The organism is Lysobacter brunescens, assembly GCF_042677005.1.
GTDB lineage: Bacteria > Pseudomonadota > Gammaproteobacteria > Xanthomonadales > Xanthomonadaceae > Lysobacter_I > Lysobacter_I brunescens.
The window spans coordinates 2,694,321-2,708,744 of the sequence record NZ_JBHTIF010000001.1; the positions used below are offsets into that span (position 1 = coordinate 2,694,321).

The 14,424-nt window shown below is 68.0% G+C and carries 16 protein-coding genes, 1 tRNA gene and 1 other RNA gene; 13 read left to right on the forward strand and 5 right to left on the reverse strand.

Annotated features, from left to right (window positions below; translation table 11 throughout):
* Complete coding sequence (locus tag ACFQ0E_RS11995; protein WP_386823947.1) at positions 1–1,182, forward strand: ferritin-like domain-containing protein; 1,182 nt, start codon at positions 1–3, stop codon at positions 1,180–1,182.
* A gap of 366 nt (positions 1,183–1,548) precedes the next feature.
* Here ACFQ0E_RS11995 and ACFQ0E_RS12000 read toward each other — a convergent pair whose 3' ends face one another.
* Positions 1,549–2,160: a hypothetical protein gene (locus ACFQ0E_RS12000; protein WP_386823949.1), complete on the reverse strand. Its 612-nt coding sequence runs from the start codon at positions 2,158–2,160 to the stop codon at positions 1,549–1,551.
* A 209-nt stretch (positions 2,161–2,369) separates the two neighbouring features.
* Between ACFQ0E_RS12000 and ACFQ0E_RS12005 the strand changes: the two genes are divergently transcribed.
* From ACFQ0E_RS12005 to ACFQ0E_RS12015, 3 genes are all read left to right on the forward strand, one after another.
* The gene (locus ACFQ0E_RS12005) at positions 2,370–3,077 is read left to right on the forward strand and encodes a hypothetical protein (RefSeq protein WP_386823951.1); all 708 of its coding nucleotides are present in this window, start codon (positions 2,370–2,372) and stop codon (positions 3,075–3,077) included.
* 88 nt (positions 3,078–3,165) lie between these two features.
* The gene (locus ACFQ0E_RS12010; protein WP_386823953.1) at positions 3,166–3,741 is read left to right on the forward strand and encodes a pilin; all 576 of its coding nucleotides are present in this window, start codon (positions 3,166–3,168) and stop codon (positions 3,739–3,741) included.
* Positions 3,738–4,178, forward strand: a complete 441-nt coding sequence (locus ACFQ0E_RS12015) for a DUF3574 domain-containing protein (protein WP_386823955.1) — start codon at positions 3,738–3,740, stop codon at positions 4,176–4,178. The genes ACFQ0E_RS12010 and ACFQ0E_RS12015 overlap by 4 nt, the downstream gene beginning before the upstream one ends.
* Before the next feature lie 41 nt (positions 4,179–4,219).
* Here ACFQ0E_RS12015 and ACFQ0E_RS12020 read toward each other — a convergent pair whose 3' ends face one another.
* Together ACFQ0E_RS12020 and ACFQ0E_RS12025 are read right to left on the reverse strand one after the other, a co-directional pair.
* A complete protein-coding gene (locus ACFQ0E_RS12020; protein ID WP_137853018.1) occupies positions 4,220–4,924 on the reverse strand; it encodes a PP2C family protein-serine/threonine phosphatase in 705 nt (234 codons plus the stop codon).
* Positions 4,925–5,401: 477 nt separating this feature from the next.
* Positions 5,402–5,492: transfer RNA gene (locus ACFQ0E_RS12025), tRNA-Ser, on the reverse strand.
* A gap of 116 nt (positions 5,493–5,608) precedes the next feature.
* Between ACFQ0E_RS12025 and ACFQ0E_RS12030 the strand changes: the two genes are divergently transcribed.
* Positions 5,609–6,019, forward strand: coding sequence for a DUF6165 family protein (locus ACFQ0E_RS12030; RefSeq protein ID WP_386823958.1), 411 nt, complete (start codon positions 5,609–5,611; stop codon positions 6,017–6,019).
* A 587-nt stretch (positions 6,020–6,606) separates the two neighbouring features.
* On the opposite strand, the gene ACFQ0E_RS12035 is transcribed toward ACFQ0E_RS12030, so the two are convergent.
* Positions 6,607–7,668 carry a glycosyltransferase family 9 protein gene (locus tag ACFQ0E_RS12035; protein ID WP_386823960.1) on the reverse strand — a complete coding sequence of 354 codons (1,062 nt, stop codon included), beginning with the start codon at positions 7,666–7,668 and terminating at the stop codon, positions 6,607–6,609.
* A gap of 18 nt (positions 7,669–7,686) precedes the next feature.
* Here ACFQ0E_RS12035 and ACFQ0E_RS12040 point away from each other — a divergent pair, with 18 nt between their 5' ends.
* From ACFQ0E_RS12040 to ACFQ0E_RS12075, 8 genes are all read left to right on the forward strand, one after another.
* Positions 7,687–8,493, forward strand: coding sequence for a 3-deoxy-D-manno-octulosonic acid kinase (locus ACFQ0E_RS12040; protein ID WP_386823962.1), 807 nt, complete (start codon positions 7,687–7,689; stop codon positions 8,491–8,493).
* A gap of 43 nt (positions 8,494–8,536) precedes the next feature.
* On the forward strand, positions 8,537–9,361 hold the full coding sequence (locus ACFQ0E_RS12045) for an MBL fold metallo-hydrolase (RefSeq protein WP_386823964.1): 825 nt from the start codon (positions 8,537–8,539) through the stop codon (positions 9,359–9,361).
* A 3-nt stretch (positions 9,362–9,364) separates the two neighbouring features.
* The gene (gene moaA / locus ACFQ0E_RS12050; protein ID WP_386823966.1) at positions 9,365–10,396 is read left to right on the forward strand and encodes a GTP 3',8-cyclase MoaA; all 1,032 of its coding nucleotides are present in this window, start codon (positions 9,365–9,367) and stop codon (positions 10,394–10,396) included.
* A 2-nt stretch (positions 10,397–10,398) separates the two neighbouring features.
* The gene (locus tag ACFQ0E_RS12055) at positions 10,399–11,070 is read left to right on the forward strand and encodes a phytanoyl-CoA dioxygenase family protein (protein WP_386823968.1); all 672 of its coding nucleotides are present in this window, start codon (positions 10,399–10,401) and stop codon (positions 11,068–11,070) included.
* Positions 11,067–11,579: a cyclic pyranopterin monophosphate synthase MoaC gene (gene moaC / locus ACFQ0E_RS12060; protein ID WP_386823970.1), complete on the forward strand. Its 513-nt coding sequence runs from the start codon at positions 11,067–11,069 to the stop codon at positions 11,577–11,579. Before ACFQ0E_RS12055 ends, moaC begins: the two co-directional genes overlap by 4 nt.
* Positions 11,576–11,818 (forward strand): MoaD/ThiS family protein, encoded by a 243-nt coding sequence (locus tag ACFQ0E_RS12065; protein ID WP_386824127.1) that lies wholly within the window; start codon positions 11,576–11,578, stop codon positions 11,816–11,818. The genes moaC and ACFQ0E_RS12065 overlap by 4 nt, the downstream gene beginning before the upstream one ends.
* Before the next feature lie 102 nt (positions 11,819–11,920).
* On the forward strand, positions 11,921–13,471 hold the full coding sequence (locus ACFQ0E_RS12070) for a hypothetical protein (protein WP_386823972.1): 1,551 nt from the start codon (positions 11,921–11,923) through the stop codon (positions 13,469–13,471).
* Positions 13,472–13,484: 13 nt separating this feature from the next.
* Entirely contained in the window at positions 13,485–13,916 is a 432-nt protein-coding gene (locus tag ACFQ0E_RS12075; protein WP_386823974.1) for a molybdenum cofactor biosynthesis protein MoaE, read from the forward strand.
* A 127-nt stretch (positions 13,917–14,043) separates the two neighbouring features.
* On the opposite strand, the gene ffs is transcribed toward ACFQ0E_RS12075, so the two are convergent.
* Positions 14,044–14,140: signal recognition particle sRNA small type (gene ffs / locus ACFQ0E_RS12080), an RNA gene on the reverse strand.
* Positions 14,141–14,424 lie beyond the last annotated feature (284 nt).

Genomic DNA, 14,424 nt, shown 5'->3' on the forward strand with positions numbered 1-14,424 from the left:
ATGAATGCCGAACAGGACACCCATCCGCACGCAGAGGATCTCGCGCTGTCGGCCAAACCCCTCCTGCGTGAAACACGCAGCGGGCGCAGGCGCCAGATGCTCACCTACGACGTCGCCGCCGAGGAGGCGAACGTCGCGGAAGGCGCGGAGGCCCCGCTCAAGTCCGCGCGTCGTTTCATGTCGCTGGAGAAGTTGCGCGAGCACCTGCAGACCGCGATCGAGATCGAGCACGCGACCATTCCCACCTACCTGTGCGCGCTGTATTCGATCAAGGACGGCACCAACACCTTCGCTGCGCAGAACATCCAGGGCGTGGTGATGGAGGAGATGCTGCACATGCTGCTGGCGTGCAACATTCTCAATGCCATCGGCGGGCGTCCGGCGATCGATCATCCGAAGTTCATCCCCGAGTACCCGACCTATCTGCCGCATTCGGCGGACCTCTTCCTGGTGCCGCTGCAGAAGTTCGGCCAGGATGCGATCCAGGTCTTCCTCGATATCGAGAAGCCCGCGAAGCGCGTGTCGCCGCCGCAGCCGGACCACTGGGACACCATCGGCCAGTTCTACAAGTCGCTCAAGATCGCGCTGGTCCATCTCGATCGCACCACGCCGGGCGGCATCTTCACCGGCGACCCGGCGCGGCAGCTGCAGCCGCATCACTACTACGGCGGAGGCGGTCAGCTGGTCGCGGTGCACTGCCTGCACGACGCCATCCTCGCGATCGATGAGATCGTCGGGCAGGGCGAGGGCGTGAACGGCACGATCATCGATTCCGACAGCACGTTGTTCGGCGAGGATGTCGAATACGCGCACTATTTCCGCTTCAACGAGATCATGTGCCAGCGTCGGTACAAGTCGACCGACAAGGCCAAGGACCCGCCGAGCGGTCCGCCGGTCGAGGTGGACTGGAATGCGGCCTGGAACATGCAGCCGAACCCGAAGATGGCGAACTATCCGCCGGGTTCGGAACTGCAGGAGAAGACGCTCGCCTTCAACCGCACCTACATGACCCTGCTGCAGTCGATCCACGACGCGGTCAACGGCAGCCCGCCGGAGCTGATGAAGGCGGTGCCGCTGATGTACGACCTGAAGTACAAGGCGCTGGAATTGATGGTCACGCCGTGGAAGGACGGCATGACCGCAGGCCCGAGCTTCGAGTACGTGCCCCCCGACAGACGCTGAGCCCGTCGGATCGGCACAGCCGCCGCATCCCGACTGCTGTATCGCAACCGTGCTGTCGATCCTGATCTTCAGTCAGTGGCGCTGCGCGTGCGCCGCCGTCATCCATGGCCCGTCGCGCTGCCGGCCGAGGATGCGCGTACGGTGAAAACAGCAACACCGGAAGAACGCCGGCTGGCCCAGGCGCTCCTTCGTCTTCTGGGGGAGGATCGGGCCTATCGCGCGGCCCCTCGGAGTGGCGTCGCACCGGCAGGTGTCGATGCCGATCACGCATCGCTCTGATCACCCGTTCGCTGCGGCAGCAGTCGTGGCGGCTTCGCGGATACTGCGGGCGGGAGGACGAGCGCGTCCTCCCGCGATGCTGATGGCTCAGAGTGACTTCGCGAGCGCGACCGCCCTGGCGATCCTCTCCGCGCTCGGCGTCTTGAGGTCCGCGACATCGATCTCGATCTCGCTCTGGCCTTTCACGAAATACAGCCGTGCCATGCCGATGTCGGAGATGGTGTAGGCGTTCGCACCGAGGTCGGCCTGCGGCTGGTAGCCGCTGGTGGACTTCGCCAGATCTGCGCGCGAGGCGAGGTTGGCCTGCGCCTTGGCTTCGGAAACGACGGTGCCGATCATGATGTCGACCGAATGCGTCGGGGCGTCCTTGGCGAATTCGATGGTGCCGACGCCGGCGCGATACGAACAGCGGGAGTCCCACATGTAGCCGCTCATCTGGGGTGCGACGGTCTGCTGCACGGTGAACGTGAGATCGGGATAGACCGCCTTGAGCTTGTCCTGGGTCAGCGTCGCGCAGGCGTCGAGCGGCGTGACGGCCTTGAGCTGTTCGATCTCCTCGTCCGGGCCGGGCGTTGCGGCCGGTGCGGCTGCGCTGGCGGATGGGGCCGCAGCGGTTTCGCTGCCTGCGGGTGTTTCGCGGTTGCAGGCCACCAGGGCCAGTGCGGCGATTCCAGTCGCCAGGATCATCATCCGACGCATGCTTTTCTCCATGAGTTGGTCGAACGGGGGATTGAACGCAGTGTGGATCGAACGGGACATCCGGTGAAGTCGCCGACCCACGCAGCAACGTGGAACGCATGCCCGGCAGGACAGCGTGGCCCGGCGGGGCGTTCCCGTGCCCGCGAGGTTCGCCGCGACAGGCGCGCTTGTCGTATCGTGTCGGCCATCTCGAAGGGAGGATCCTGACGATGTCCATGCGTCTGTTCACGATGCTGCTGGTCTGCCTGTCGCTGGCCGCCTGCAGCGAATCCGGCGATGCCGCGCCTGCCTCGCCGTCCGCCGCACCCGAGGCTGCGACGGCCCCTGCAGTCAAGGCGACACCCGAGGCGCCACAGTCCGCGGTCGAGACGGTGCCCGCGCTCGAATCCCTGCTGCGTCCCGAGGACACGCTGGCGACTGCGCAGGCGCGCCTCGGCGCCGCGCAGGTGATCGCCGAAGAGCTCAACGGTGCCGAGGGCGAGACCTCGCCGGGCTGGCGCCTGTATCCGGACGATCCCGAGCGCAGCATCGAAGTGTGGTTGAACGAATCCGGCCGCCCGCAGGCGCTGTTCGTCCGTGGCCCCAAGAGCATCTGGGTGCGCGCCGACGGCGTGCGCCTGGGCATGACCAGCACCGATCTGCAGGCGAAGAACGGCCGGCCGTTCAAGTTCCTCGGTTTCGAATGGGACTACGGCGGTGCGATCAGCGACTGGCGCGGTGGCGCGCTGGCGGCGGACGGCAAGACGCGTGGCCCGGTGGTGCTGTGTCCGCCCGATCCGCATCCGATGGATTACCCCGCAGGCGACTCGGAGTTCGCGTCCGACGACCCGCGAATGGTCTCGAATCCCGCCATCGTGTGCGAGTTCGGCGTGAACCTCGATTTCGTCGCGCCTGCAGCCACGCCTCCGGCGGGCTGACGATCTCACCGCTTGCCGGAGCTTCGCTTCGATCTCACTGCGCGCATCATCGCTGCCCCATTTTCCGCTTCACCAGGGATCTTCCTGCATGAAACAGTTCCTGCTCACGCTCGCCGCCGTGCTCATCGGCGGCTTCCTCGCCCTGCTGGCCTACGACCGTTTCATCGTCCAGCCGCGCCAGGTAGACCCAGCCGATGATGTCGCCGGCGCAGCGCAGGTGGACCTGGGCAAGGCCCGGGCCGAAGCCCGCGAAGTCGCTGCGGAGGTGGAGGCATCGGTACAACGCAGCGTCGACAGCGCGCGCGAGACGATGGCGGCGCAGGCGAGCGAAATGGACCGACGCGCCCTCATCGCCGACGCGGTGCAGCGTGTGACGATGTTCCGTGTCGCCCTGACCGAGTACCACATGACCAACGCGCGATGGCCGCAGGATGCCGAAGAAGCCGGCTTGCCGCCGCCCGCCGACATGCGTGGCGGCGCCGTGCGCACGGTCACGGTGGGCGGGCAGGGCGTGGTGACCGTGGCGCTGGACGAACGCTTCGGCAAGGACGGCGCCATCGTGCTGCGCCCGACCGCGAACGCCTCGACCGGCCAGATCGAATGGGCCTGCGAAGTCACCGGCGACGATGAGATCCGCCGCGCGCTGCCCCGGTGCAAGGGATGAGGCGATCGTGTGCCGCGACCATCGGCACGCTGCTGTGCGCGATGGCCTTCGCGATGGCCGGCTGCCGCAGTGTCCCGGTCGCGGGTGCTGCGACGGCCGGCTGCGATCCCGGCGATGTGGCGATGACCCGCGACATCCTGTATTTCGGCCGCCACCGGCCCGATGGCGGCACCGTCGACGACGCGCAATGGCGCACCTTCGTCGATGACGTGCTGACGCCGCGTTTTCCCGATGGCCTGACCATCGTGTCCGGCACCGGCCAATGGCGCGGCGGCGATGGCGCCATCGAGCGCGAGCCCTCGGAAGTCGTGACGATCCTGCACACGGGCGATGCGACCGCGCGCCGCGCGATCGAGGAAGTCATCGTGGAATACAAGCGCCGCTTCGCGCAGGAATCGGTGCTGCGCGAGCGCGGCACGACCTGCGTGAGGTTCTGACGTCGGGTCTTGGTCGCTCCTGGCCCCGACCGTGGCCGGAATCAGATCCGGCGGACGAGGATCACGGTGATGTTGTCCGATCCGCCGCCGTCCAGCGCGGCATCGACCAGGCCATCGACGCATTCCTGCGCGCTGCATTCGGTGTGCGACAGCACCTGCGAGATGCTGGCGTCGTCCACTTCCTCGGTCAGGCCGTCGCTGCACAGCAGCAACTGCATGCCCGGGCGCAGCTCGCCCGACAGGGTTTCGACGTTGAGGTTCTGCGGATCGGTCACGCCCAGCGCCTGCGTGACCACGTTGCGGTGCGGATGCGTGCGCGCCTGGTCGACGGTGATCGCGCCCTGCGAGATCAGCTCCTGCACATAGCTGTGGTCGTGCGAGAGCTGGGCGAGGGTGCCGTCGCGCCACAGGTACGCGCGGCTGTCGCCGACCCAGGCCACTTCGAAGCGATTGCCGAGGATGCGCAGCGCGACGACGGTGGTGCCCATCGGCAGCGCATCGCTGCGCTGGCGCGACGCGCGGATGATTTCCTCGTCGGCGGTGCGGATCGCCTGCGCCAGGGTCGTGCCCTGGCGGATCTCGCGGACGATGGTCTCCCTCGCCAGCGCGCTGGCGACTTCCCCGTACTCATGTCCGCCCATGCCATCGGCTACCAGCCACAGGCCGAGATCGCTGTCACCGTAATAGGTGTCCTCGTTCAGCTCGCGACGCAAGCCGGCGTGGGTCAGGTGCCCGAATTCGATCATGCGGGGGCCGTGGGGTAGGGAGTCAGCCATAGTCGTTGGGGAGATACGCAATCCCGCGATGAAACCGGACGCCGCGCGCGAAAGCAATCATCCATGCGTGGGATGGTCTGTGCGGGTCTGGTCGGGTTCATGCCACTCAGCGCGGGTGACCACGGGCGGTTGTGCTGATCGGCAGTCCTGCGGAGCGGACGCACCGGAGAATCCGAATCCCTCCCTCTCCGCCAGAAACGCAAAACGCCCCTTGCGGGGCCGTTCGGGAGGGATTGACTCGGCACATCCATGTGCCTTTCCGGCCCGTGCGCTTGCACGGGCGCTCGACGGCGCGTGGCAGTGCCACGCGAATTCCCGTCTCGCCCCTTCGGGCGGCTTCGCCGTCCACATCGGCAATCCTGCCGATGTGTCGAACCGAGGGGTCTCATCAAGTCCTCCCTCTCCGCCAGAAACGCAAAACGCCCCTTGCGGGGCGCTTTGCGTTTCTGGCGGAGAGGGAGGGATTCGAACCCTCGGTACGCTATTCACGTACGCCTGATTTCGAGTCAGGTACATTCAACCGCTCTGCCACCTCTCCGAAGGGGCAGCGATGAGGCGGGCCTCGTCGCGGGGCCGCCATCATACGAGGCAGGGCCCCGGATCACAAGACGCGTACACTGATCGCCCCCGAAACCCTCACTGCCGCTTCCCGCCATGTCCGAAATCTCCGTCCCCGTGTCCTTCGGCGAACTCCTCGACAAGATCGCCATCCTCCAGATCAAGTCCGAGCGCATGTCCGACCCGGCGAAGCTCGCCAACGTGCGCAACGAGCTGTCGGCCCTGGAGCGGACCTGGATGGCGCACCCGGCGGCCGGGCACGACATCGTGCGTCTGCGTGCCGACCTCAAGGCCGTGAACGAGCGGCTGTGGGTGATCGAGGACGACATCCGCCTCAAGGAGAAGGCGCAGGCCTTCGACGACGAGTTCATCCGTCTGGCGCGCAGCGTGTACTTCGAGAACGACGAGCGCGCCCGGATCAAGAAAGACATCAACCTCGCGCTGGGCTCGGCCTATGTCGAGGAGAAGTCCTACGAGGACTACCGCTCGGGCCACGCGGCCCCCTGAGCGTCGCTGGCCGGGCCGCGTTGCCCGGATGCCCGTACCGTGGGCCGGGGCGGGAAATGACTACGTATTCCGTCACAGAATTCAGGTTGACAGGAATACTCACCCCGATAGTGATATTCACCCAAGCCAGTTCACTATTGGTAGCGGGTTGTACGATTTAATGAGAAATCTCCGGTGTTTTCGAGTGGTCGCTACCAATAGTGGCCGAAATCGGAGCGGGGGGCATCTTCCCTCCGACTGAATCGATGCGTAATGTCTGCCCTGCACGTCAGGCATCCCGTTTCTCGCCGAAAGGCGACAGGGATCCCGGAATGACCGGCTCGCCGGTTAGCCGAAGGCACAAGGAGGTGCCGCGTGCATTCGCCCCTCGGGGCGACGCGGAGGGCGGGATGCCCGCCGCGGAGGGTTCGACGCAGGATGCGGTTCGCAGGGAAGGAATCCCACCATCGCATGGAGTGATGGGCAGAACCCGGGTCGATGTGCGGGAGCCACGGAAGGCCCCGCCGCGACAGCAGTATCGAAAGAAGCGACCGCCGCGAGGCGGTTTTTTTGTGCCCGGAGCGCGGCTTCTGTCCCGCGCAGGCGGCTCAGGCCAGGTTGGCCCGGCAGCGCTCGAACGCGGCGATGCCGTCGTCGACCGTGACCAGGTCCATCACGCCTTCGTGCTCGATCTTGGTGCCCCATTTGAGCGCACTGGCGGGTTTGCCCAGATATTTGCGCGCGGCATCGTCGTAGCGATCCGCACAGAAGCGGATGTCCGAGTACGGCCCGCTGCGGCGCGGATTGCTCGCGGCGTGCAGGCCCAGCACCTTCGTACCCATCGCGTTGGCGATGTGCATCGGCCCGGAATCGGGGGTCATCAGCAGATCGGCGCGCGCCAGCAGGGCGGGCAGCTGCTTGAGGGTGTCCTTGCCGACCAGGTCGAGCACGGCGTCGCCGGGCGCGACCGGGCGCATCGCGGCGAGGATGGCGTCGGTGGTCTCGCGCTCGAGCGCGCTGCGGCCACCCAGCAGGACCACCCGCCAGCCCTGACCGCGGGCGTGGTCCGCCACGGCCGCGTAGCGCTCGGGCCGCCAATTGCGCAGGGCATGGCTGGAGCAGGGCGAGATCGCCAATGTCCGCAGCCCGTCGTCGGGCCACTGTGCCCGCGCCCAGGCATGCGCCTCGTCCGGCACCGGCAGGTCCCAGGTCACCTCGGCGCGCGGCAGCCCCAGCGGCTCGCAGAAGCTGCCGATGGCATCGAGCACATGGATGCCGGGCCGGTCGGGAATGCGCTGGTTGATGAACAGGCCGTGCAGCTCTTTCGAACGCGAGCGGTCGTAGCCGATGCGGCGCTTGGCCGGTATGAAAGCCGACAGCAGGTTCGCCCGCGCGGATACCTGCAGTTGCAGCAGCACGTCGAAGCGCCGGCCGGCGAAGCCGCGGCGCAGGGCGCGCATGCCGGCCAGGCCGGTCTTCTTGTCGTAGACCACGAATTCGACCCCCGGCAGGCCGTCGAGCAGCTTCTGCTCGGCCCGGCCGATCACCCAGGTCATCGGTGCATCGGGCCAGGCCCGGCGCAGGGTGTGGATCAGCGGCAGGACGTGGGTCACATCGCCAAGCGCGGACAGGCGCAGGAGGCAGATCGAGGGGGGAGTTGTCGCGCGCAATTGTTAGACTCGGGAGTGATGGTCGCCTTCGATGCCAGCGAAAGCCTGATGCCGTTCCGCGCAGTGCGCGGAGGCGGGGCTGCGGCGGGTGCGGCCCTGACCGGCGCCATTCTGTTCGACCTGGAGCGCTTGCGGCAAGCCGGGCTCAAGGCTGCCGACCCGGCATGGTTCGATCCTGCCTCGTGGGGCGAGCACGCCCGAGTGGTCGGCAGCGGCGGACGCGGCGGCGCCTGGTTCATCGATGCAGCATCGGGTGGCGTGCCGCTCGGGGCGATGGTGCTGCGTCACTACCTGCGCGGCGGCGTGGCCGCGAAGTTCAGCCGCGACCGCTTCCTCTGGCACGGCGCGGAGCGGGCCCGCAGCTTCGCGGAGTTCCGTCTGCTGCGCGAGGCCCTGCGCCGGAAACTGCCGGTGCCGCGCCCGGTCGCCGCGATCTACTGGCGCGAGGGCCTGCGTTACCGGGCCGGGATCCTGCTCGAACGCCTCTGCGGCGTGGCCTCGCTGGCCGACCTGGCCACAGCGCGTGGCGGCGAAGCGCCGTGGGACCTCGCCGGCCAGCTGATCGCGCGGATGCACCGTGCCGGGTTGGATCACGCCGACCTCAACGCCCACAACCTGCTGTTCGACGATGCAGGTCGGGGCTGGATCATCGACCTCGATCGTGGCCAGTGGCGGATTCCCGCCACCGCCTGGCGCGAGCGGAACCTGGCGCGGCTGCAGCGTTCGCTCTTGAAACTGAGCGGTGCCCGCGATGTCGCCGAAGTCGAAAGGGATTACGCGCGACTCCGCAGCGCGTACGATGCGCACTGGCAGCGCGGCACATGACGCAGCGCTGCCATCGTCCGCGCAGCGAGAGGGTGTCATCGAGATGAGTTGGGCTTTGCGATTCCACGGCGTCGGCAACGCCTCGTCGGTCGAACTGGGCTCGGCGATGGCGACGATCGAACGCGATGGCCGGCCCTGGCTGACCATCGACTGCGGCGCCGAAGGCCTGACCGCATATCTCGCCCATTACGGCGAAGCGCCGCGCGCGCTGTTCATCACCCACACCCATCTCGACCATGTCGCCGGCTTCGAGCGGCTGTTCGTCGACAGCTATTTCGACCCGTCGCGCTGCGGACGCGTCCGTGTCTACGTGCCCGCGTCGGTGGTGCCGCTGCTGCACCAGCGCGTCGGCGATTATCCGAATGCGCTGGCCGAAGGCGGAGCGAACTTCTGGGACGCGTTCCAGGTGATCCCGGTCGGCGACGCGTTCTGGCACGACGGCGTGCGCCTGGAGACCTTCGAGGCCCGCCACCACTGGCCGCGCACCGCCTACGGCCTGCGTCTGCGCGGCAGCGTGGTCTGGACTGGTGATACCCGGCCGATTCCCGAAACCCTGGCCGTCATGGCAGGCGAGGGCGAGCAGGTTGCCCATGACTGCGCGATGCGCGGCAATCCCTCGCACACCGGCATCGCCGATCTCGAGCGCGAGTATCCAGGCGAACTGCTCGACCGCTGCATCCTTTATCACTATGTCGGCGCTGCCGAAGGCGAGGCGCTGCGCGCGCGCGGCCATCGCGTGGCGTCGCCGGGCGAGTGCGTGGCGTTGGCCGAGCCGACCGCCGCGCGCGCCGAACCCTTCGTGCCCGAAGAGGTCGCACCCGATTCCGTGCCTGTCGCCTCTTCATCGGCATCGACGACTTCCGCCTGAGCCATGAACGCCGTGCCGCATCCCGATCCGCAGGCCGAGAGCCACCCGCGCGATGCGCTGGGTCGGCCGCTGCGAGACCTGCGTCTGTCGGTGATCGAGGCCTGCAATTTCCGCTGTCCGTACTGCATGCCGGCCGACCGCGTGCCTGAGGACCATGGCCTGGATGCGGCCTCGCGGCTGTCCTTCGATCAGATCGAGCGCCTCGTGCGCGGTTTTGTGCGCGTCGGCGTGCGCAAGCTGCGGATCACCGGCGGGGAACCGCTGCTGCGCAAGCGCCTGCCCGAGCTGATCGCCCGACTCGCCGCGCTCGATGGGCTGGACGACATCGCGCTGACCACCAACGGCAGCCTGCTCGCCGCGCAGGCGCGCGCGCTGCGCGAGGCCGGGCTGCACCGGCTCACGGTCAGCCTCGATACCCTCGATCCGGCGGGTTTCGTCGCATTGTCCGGTGGGCGTGGTGCCCTGAACGACGTGCTGCGCGGCCTCGATGCGGCGCGCGAGGCCGGTTTCACCCGGACCAAACTCAACTGCGTCGTGCAGCGCGGCGTCAACGACGACCAGGTGCTGCCACTGGTCGAATTCGCGCGCACGCACGGGCACACGATGCGTTTCATCGAATACATGGACGTCGGGACCTGCAACGCATGGTCGATGGAACGGGTGGTGCCGTCGCAGGCGCTGCGCGACGCCATCCATGCGCGCTGGCCCCTGCATCCGCTCGATCCGCACTATCGCGGCGAAGTCGCGGCCCGCTACGGATTCGACGATGGCGCGGGTGAGGTCGGCTTCGTCAGCTCGATCACCGCACCGTTCTGCGGCGACTGCCATCGCGCCCGCGTCTCCGCCGACGGTCGCCTCTACACCTGCCTGTTCGCCGCCGAGGGCACCGACCTGCGCCCCGATCTCGACGACGACGCGGCCTTCGTCTCCCGCCTCGCCTCGCTCTGGCGCGCGCGTGCCGACCGCTACAGCGAAGTGCGCGGCGAAACCCGCGACGCGCAGCGACGCGTCGAAATGTTCCTGATCGGCGGGTAGGCATGACGGCGGCGCAATTGGACGTTGATGGTGCGATTCGCCTGGAGTCCGGGCTTTCCTGGGATCTGCTTGCGACCCTGCCGGTCGACGATGCGCTTGAGGATGGTCTGGCCGGTGCGCGCGATCTCCTGTGGCAACCCTGGTGCGCCCGGCTTGTCGCACCCATCCGGCGTCGCTTGCATGCGGCAGGCGTCTTGGCTGCAGAGTCGGTTGCGGTCCAGTGCACGCTCTTCCGCAAGACCGCCGATTGCAACTGGAAAGTGCCTTACCACCAGGATCTGTCGGTGCCGGTCGCTGCTCGCGTCGAGCATCCGGCACTCACGGGATGGTCGTCGAAGCCCGATGGCCTCTACGTGCAGCCGCCGGAAGCGCTGCTGTCCGATCTGCTCGCGGTGCGTCTGCATCTGGACATCTGCGGCGAGGACGATGGGCCGCTGCGGATCGTGCCGGGCTCGCACCGCGCCGGTCGCCTGCCGTTTGCAGCGATTGCGGACGTCCCGAAATCCGCCCGCGAACGCAGTTGCGTCGCGGCACCAGGCGATCTGTGGCTGATGCGGCCACTGGTGCTGCACGCATCGTCCCGCGCGTTGCGGCCGAATGGCCGGCGCGTCCTGCATTTCCTGTTCGCGCCACCCGACCCGGGCCATGGCCTGCAATGGAGAATCGCCGTTTGAACACGCGTTCACGCAGCACGGATTCACGACTCACCCATCTCGACGCCGACGGCCGCCCGGCCATGGTCGATGTGTCGTCCAAGGTCGCCACCGCGCGCGCCGCGACTGCGGAGTGCCGGGTGAAGTTTCCCGCAGCGGTCGCCGCCGAACTGCACCGCAATGGCCTGAAAAGCGCCAAGGGCGGCGTGGTCGACACGGCCATCATCGCCGGCACTCTGGCGGTCAAGCGCACTCACGAATTGATCCCGTTCTGCCATCCGTTGCCGATCGACGGCATCCGCTTCGCCATCGCATGGCGCAGCGATCGCGAGCTGGAGATCGTCTGCACGGTCAAGACGGTGCATCGGACGGGCGTCGAGATGGAAGCGCTGACCGGCGCGACCATTGCCGCGCTCACCGTCTACGACATGTGCAAGGCGCTGTCGCACGCCATCGTGCTGGGGCCGGCGAAGCTGCGCGGCAAGCGCGGCGGCAAGCGCGATGTCGGCACGATCGCGGAGCCTGCCTGATGGCGCGCGTGACCGTGCTGTATTTCGCCAGCCTGCGCGATGCCGCCGCCCGCGACAGCGAGGCGGTCGATCACGAGGGCGACCTGGCGGCCCTGTACTCACATCTGCGCGAACGTCACGGCTTCGCATTGCCGATCGAGCGCGTCCGGGTCGCGATGGATGGCGCCTTCGCCGATTGGCGGGATTGTCCTCGCGACGGCGCCGAAGTGGCGTTCATTCCGCCCGTGTCCGGTGGCTGAGCAGGATTTGGCCTGAACGCCGCGTTCCAGGGCACCTTCTGTGATCCACATCGCGGATGGGGTAGCCTTGCGGTCCCGTTTCAGCTGCATGAGCTCCGACTGATGACCCGTCTGCACGCCGTCACCGACCTCGATTCCGTGCTCGCCGACCCGGCGCGCCATGATGCCCTCGTCGTGGTCGCCCATGACCTGCCTGCCGTCGCCCACCCCCTGATTTCCCGTGCTTTCGCGACCGCGAGCGCCGTCGATGCACAGGCCGCGCATGCGATCTCGCTTGTGCCCAGCGCCGATGCCCCCGGCGGGCGCGTGATCCTTGCGCCGACCGGCCCGGTGCTTCGCGATCACGACGATGTGCGTCGCTACACCGAAGCCGCGCAGGCTGGTGTCCGCCGTGCACGCGATGCCGGCGCACGCGCGCCGCTGGTCGTGCTGGCGCCGCCGCCGGCCGACGACCGCCATCGCAATGCCGCGCGCGTCGCCGCGCTGGCCGCGATCGGCGGGCTGTGGGAACCGCTGGAAGCGCGCGAAGCCCTGGGCGCGTCGGCCGAGCCGGTGGCATCGATCGGCTTTTCCGTGCTCGATGGCGCGTTCGGCGAGGCCGATGCGGCCTGGGTCGAAGCGGTCGATGCCGGGATGCGTCTTGCCCGCGATCTGGCCGGTACCGATCCGGAGCGCATGGCGCCGCCGAAGTTCGCGCAGTACTGCGTCGACGCCTTCCGCGAAACGTCGGTGAACGTGTCGGTCAACAGCGACCAGGACGCGCTGCGTCGCGATTACCCGCTGCTCAGCGCCGTGGCGCGCGCCAGCCTCGAAGTCGAGCGTCACCGTCCCTGCGTGGTCCGTCTCGAATACGCGCCGCAGGGTACGGTCGAACGCACGCTGCTGTTCGCGGGCAAGGGCCTGACCTACGACACCGGCGGCGCCGATCTCAAGACCGATGGCCACATGGCCGGCATGAGCCGCGACAAGGGCGGCGCTGCGGCGGTCGCGGGCTTCGTGCTCGCGGTCGCGCGCCTCGGCCTGACGGGGGTGAAGGTCATCGCCGAGCTCGGCGTCGTCCGCAATTCCATCGGCCCCGACAGCTTCGTCGCCGACGAAATCATCCGCAGCCACGCCGGCGTGCGCGTGCGCATCGGCAATACCGATGCCGAAGGCCGCCTTGTGCTGGCCGACCTGCTCTCGCACCTGCGCGAGGACGCGCTGCAGGCCACCGCGCCGCGCCTGTTCAGCGTCGCCACGCTGACCGGCCACGCCAATCGTGCGGTCGGTCCCTACAACATCGCGCTCGATAATGGTCCGGCGCGCACAGCGGGCGTCGCCGAATCGCTGTCGAAGCAGGGCGACCAGTGGGGTGATCCCTTCGAGGTCTCGCGCCTGCGTCGCGAGGACTACGATTTCGTCGCGCCGCGCAGTCGCGCCGACGACCTGCTGTCGTGCAACAACCTGCCGTCCTCGGCTACGCCGCGCGGCCACCAGTTCCCGATGGCTTTCCTCGCCATCGCCTCCGGTTTGGATCGCCACGGCACCGATGCGTCGCAGCCGCTCGCGTTCACGCACATCGACATTGGCGGTAGCGGTGTCGAAGGCGGCGATTGGCAGCACGGCCGCCCGTCTGCGCGCCCGGTCGTGGCGATGCTCGCCGCGTTGACCTGAGGACCTTTCGGGCATGGCGCGATTCGCGATCGCCGAAGACGCGTTCGACATCGCGCCCCTGCGCGCGGGCCTGCTGCGCGCCGAAGCCGGCGCCTACGCCAGCTTCGAGGGCTGGGTCCGCAACCACAACGATGGCCGCGCCGCGACCGGCCTGCGCTACGAGTCCTATCGCGCGCTCGCCGAAGCGGAGGGCGAGCGCATCCTCGACGAGGCGCTGGCACGCTTCGCCATTGCCGACGCCGCCTGCATGCATCGTATCGGTGATCTTGAGGTGGGCGACCTTGCAGTCTGGGTCGGCGTCAGCGCCGCGCATCGCGACGCCGCGTTCGCCGCTTGCCGCTGGATCATCGACGAAGTGAAATCCCGCGTGCCGATCTGGAAGCACGAGCGCTACATCGACGGCGACGCGCAGTGGCTGTATCCGCAGTCGCAGGACGCGCATTAGTCCTAGGCATCCGGCAGCCCCTCTGTTGCCGCACGCGAATCGATTGGGATCCCCACAGGCAAGGCGGCGTGCGGAAGCACGAGCGCAGCCTTGGAGAATGCGTGAGCGAAGCCCATGAATGGCGATGGCCCCGCCGGCTGACCTCGGCGCCCGCATCGACCGATACCGTTGCTGCCTTCCGGCCCTGGCGGGGTTTTCGATCTAGCGTCGCGAGGGGCCGACGGGGCCACCATGGAGATGTGCCCTCGACGGATCGCTGGAGCGGTCCATCGAGGGCCGCGCAGTATGCCACAAGCCTGCAGCCTGCCCAAGCACGATCTTGGCTGGCGGCGTCCTATCGTCAATTGGCCCTAAACAATTTCCCGGCAGCCCGGACAAGGAAGGTATCAGAGCGGGCGGATATCGCCCCCACCATACGGATCAAAGGGTTACTCCATGGCTGCTGTCTTCACCGGAACCGGTCTCGGGCTGTTCAACTCCTCCTTCACCCAGCTCGGGGGCGCCTCGG

What these genes read in the sequence shown, in the direction of transcription:
- ACFQ0E_RS12045 (WP_386823964.1), top strand. Translation starts at nt 8,537, where the DNA reads ATGAGTTGGGCTTTGCGATTCCACGGCGTCGGCAACGCCTCGTCGGTC.
- ACFQ0E_RS12075 (WP_386823974.1), top strand. Translation starts at nt 13,485, where the DNA reads ATGGCGCGATTCGCGATCGCCGAAGACGCGTTCGACATCGCGCCCCTG.
- ACFQ0E_RS12030 (WP_386823958.1), top strand. Translation starts at nt 5,609, where the DNA reads ATGTCCGAAATCTCCGTCCCCGTGTCCTTCGGCGAACTCCTCGACAAG.
- moaA (WP_386823966.1), top strand. Translation starts at nt 9,365, where the DNA reads ATGAACGCCGTGCCGCATCCCGATCCGCAGGCCGAGAGCCACCCGCGC.
- ACFQ0E_RS12040 (WP_386823962.1), top strand. Translation starts at nt 7,687, where the DNA reads ATGGTCGCCTTCGATGCCAGCGAAAGCCTGATGCCGTTCCGCGCAGTG.
- ACFQ0E_RS11995 (WP_386823947.1), top strand. Translation starts at nt 1, where the DNA reads ATGAATGCCGAACAGGACACCCATCCGCACGCAGAGGATCTCGCGCTG.
- ACFQ0E_RS12070 (WP_386823972.1), top strand. Translation starts at nt 11,921, where the DNA reads ATGACCCGTCTGCACGCCGTCACCGACCTCGATTCCGTGCTCGCCGAC.
- ACFQ0E_RS12010 (WP_386823953.1), top strand. Translation starts at nt 3,166, where the DNA reads ATGAAACAGTTCCTGCTCACGCTCGCCGCCGTGCTCATCGGCGGCTTC.
- ACFQ0E_RS12015 (WP_386823955.1), top strand. Translation starts at nt 3,738, where the DNA reads ATGAGGCGATCGTGTGCCGCGACCATCGGCACGCTGCTGTGCGCGATG.
- ACFQ0E_RS12055 (WP_386823968.1), top strand. Translation starts at nt 10,399, where the DNA reads ATGACGGCGGCGCAATTGGACGTTGATGGTGCGATTCGCCTGGAGTCC.
- ACFQ0E_RS12020 (WP_137853018.1), bottom strand. Translation starts at nt 4,924, where the DNA reads ATGATCGAATTCGGGCACCTGACCCACGCCGGCTTGCGTCGCGAGCTG.
- ACFQ0E_RS12005 (WP_386823951.1), top strand. Translation starts at nt 2,370, where the DNA reads ATGTCCATGCGTCTGTTCACGATGCTGCTGGTCTGCCTGTCGCTGGCC.
- ACFQ0E_RS12000 (WP_386823949.1), bottom strand. Translation starts at nt 2,160, where the DNA reads ATGCGTCGGATGATGATCCTGGCGACTGGAATCGCCGCACTGGCCCTG.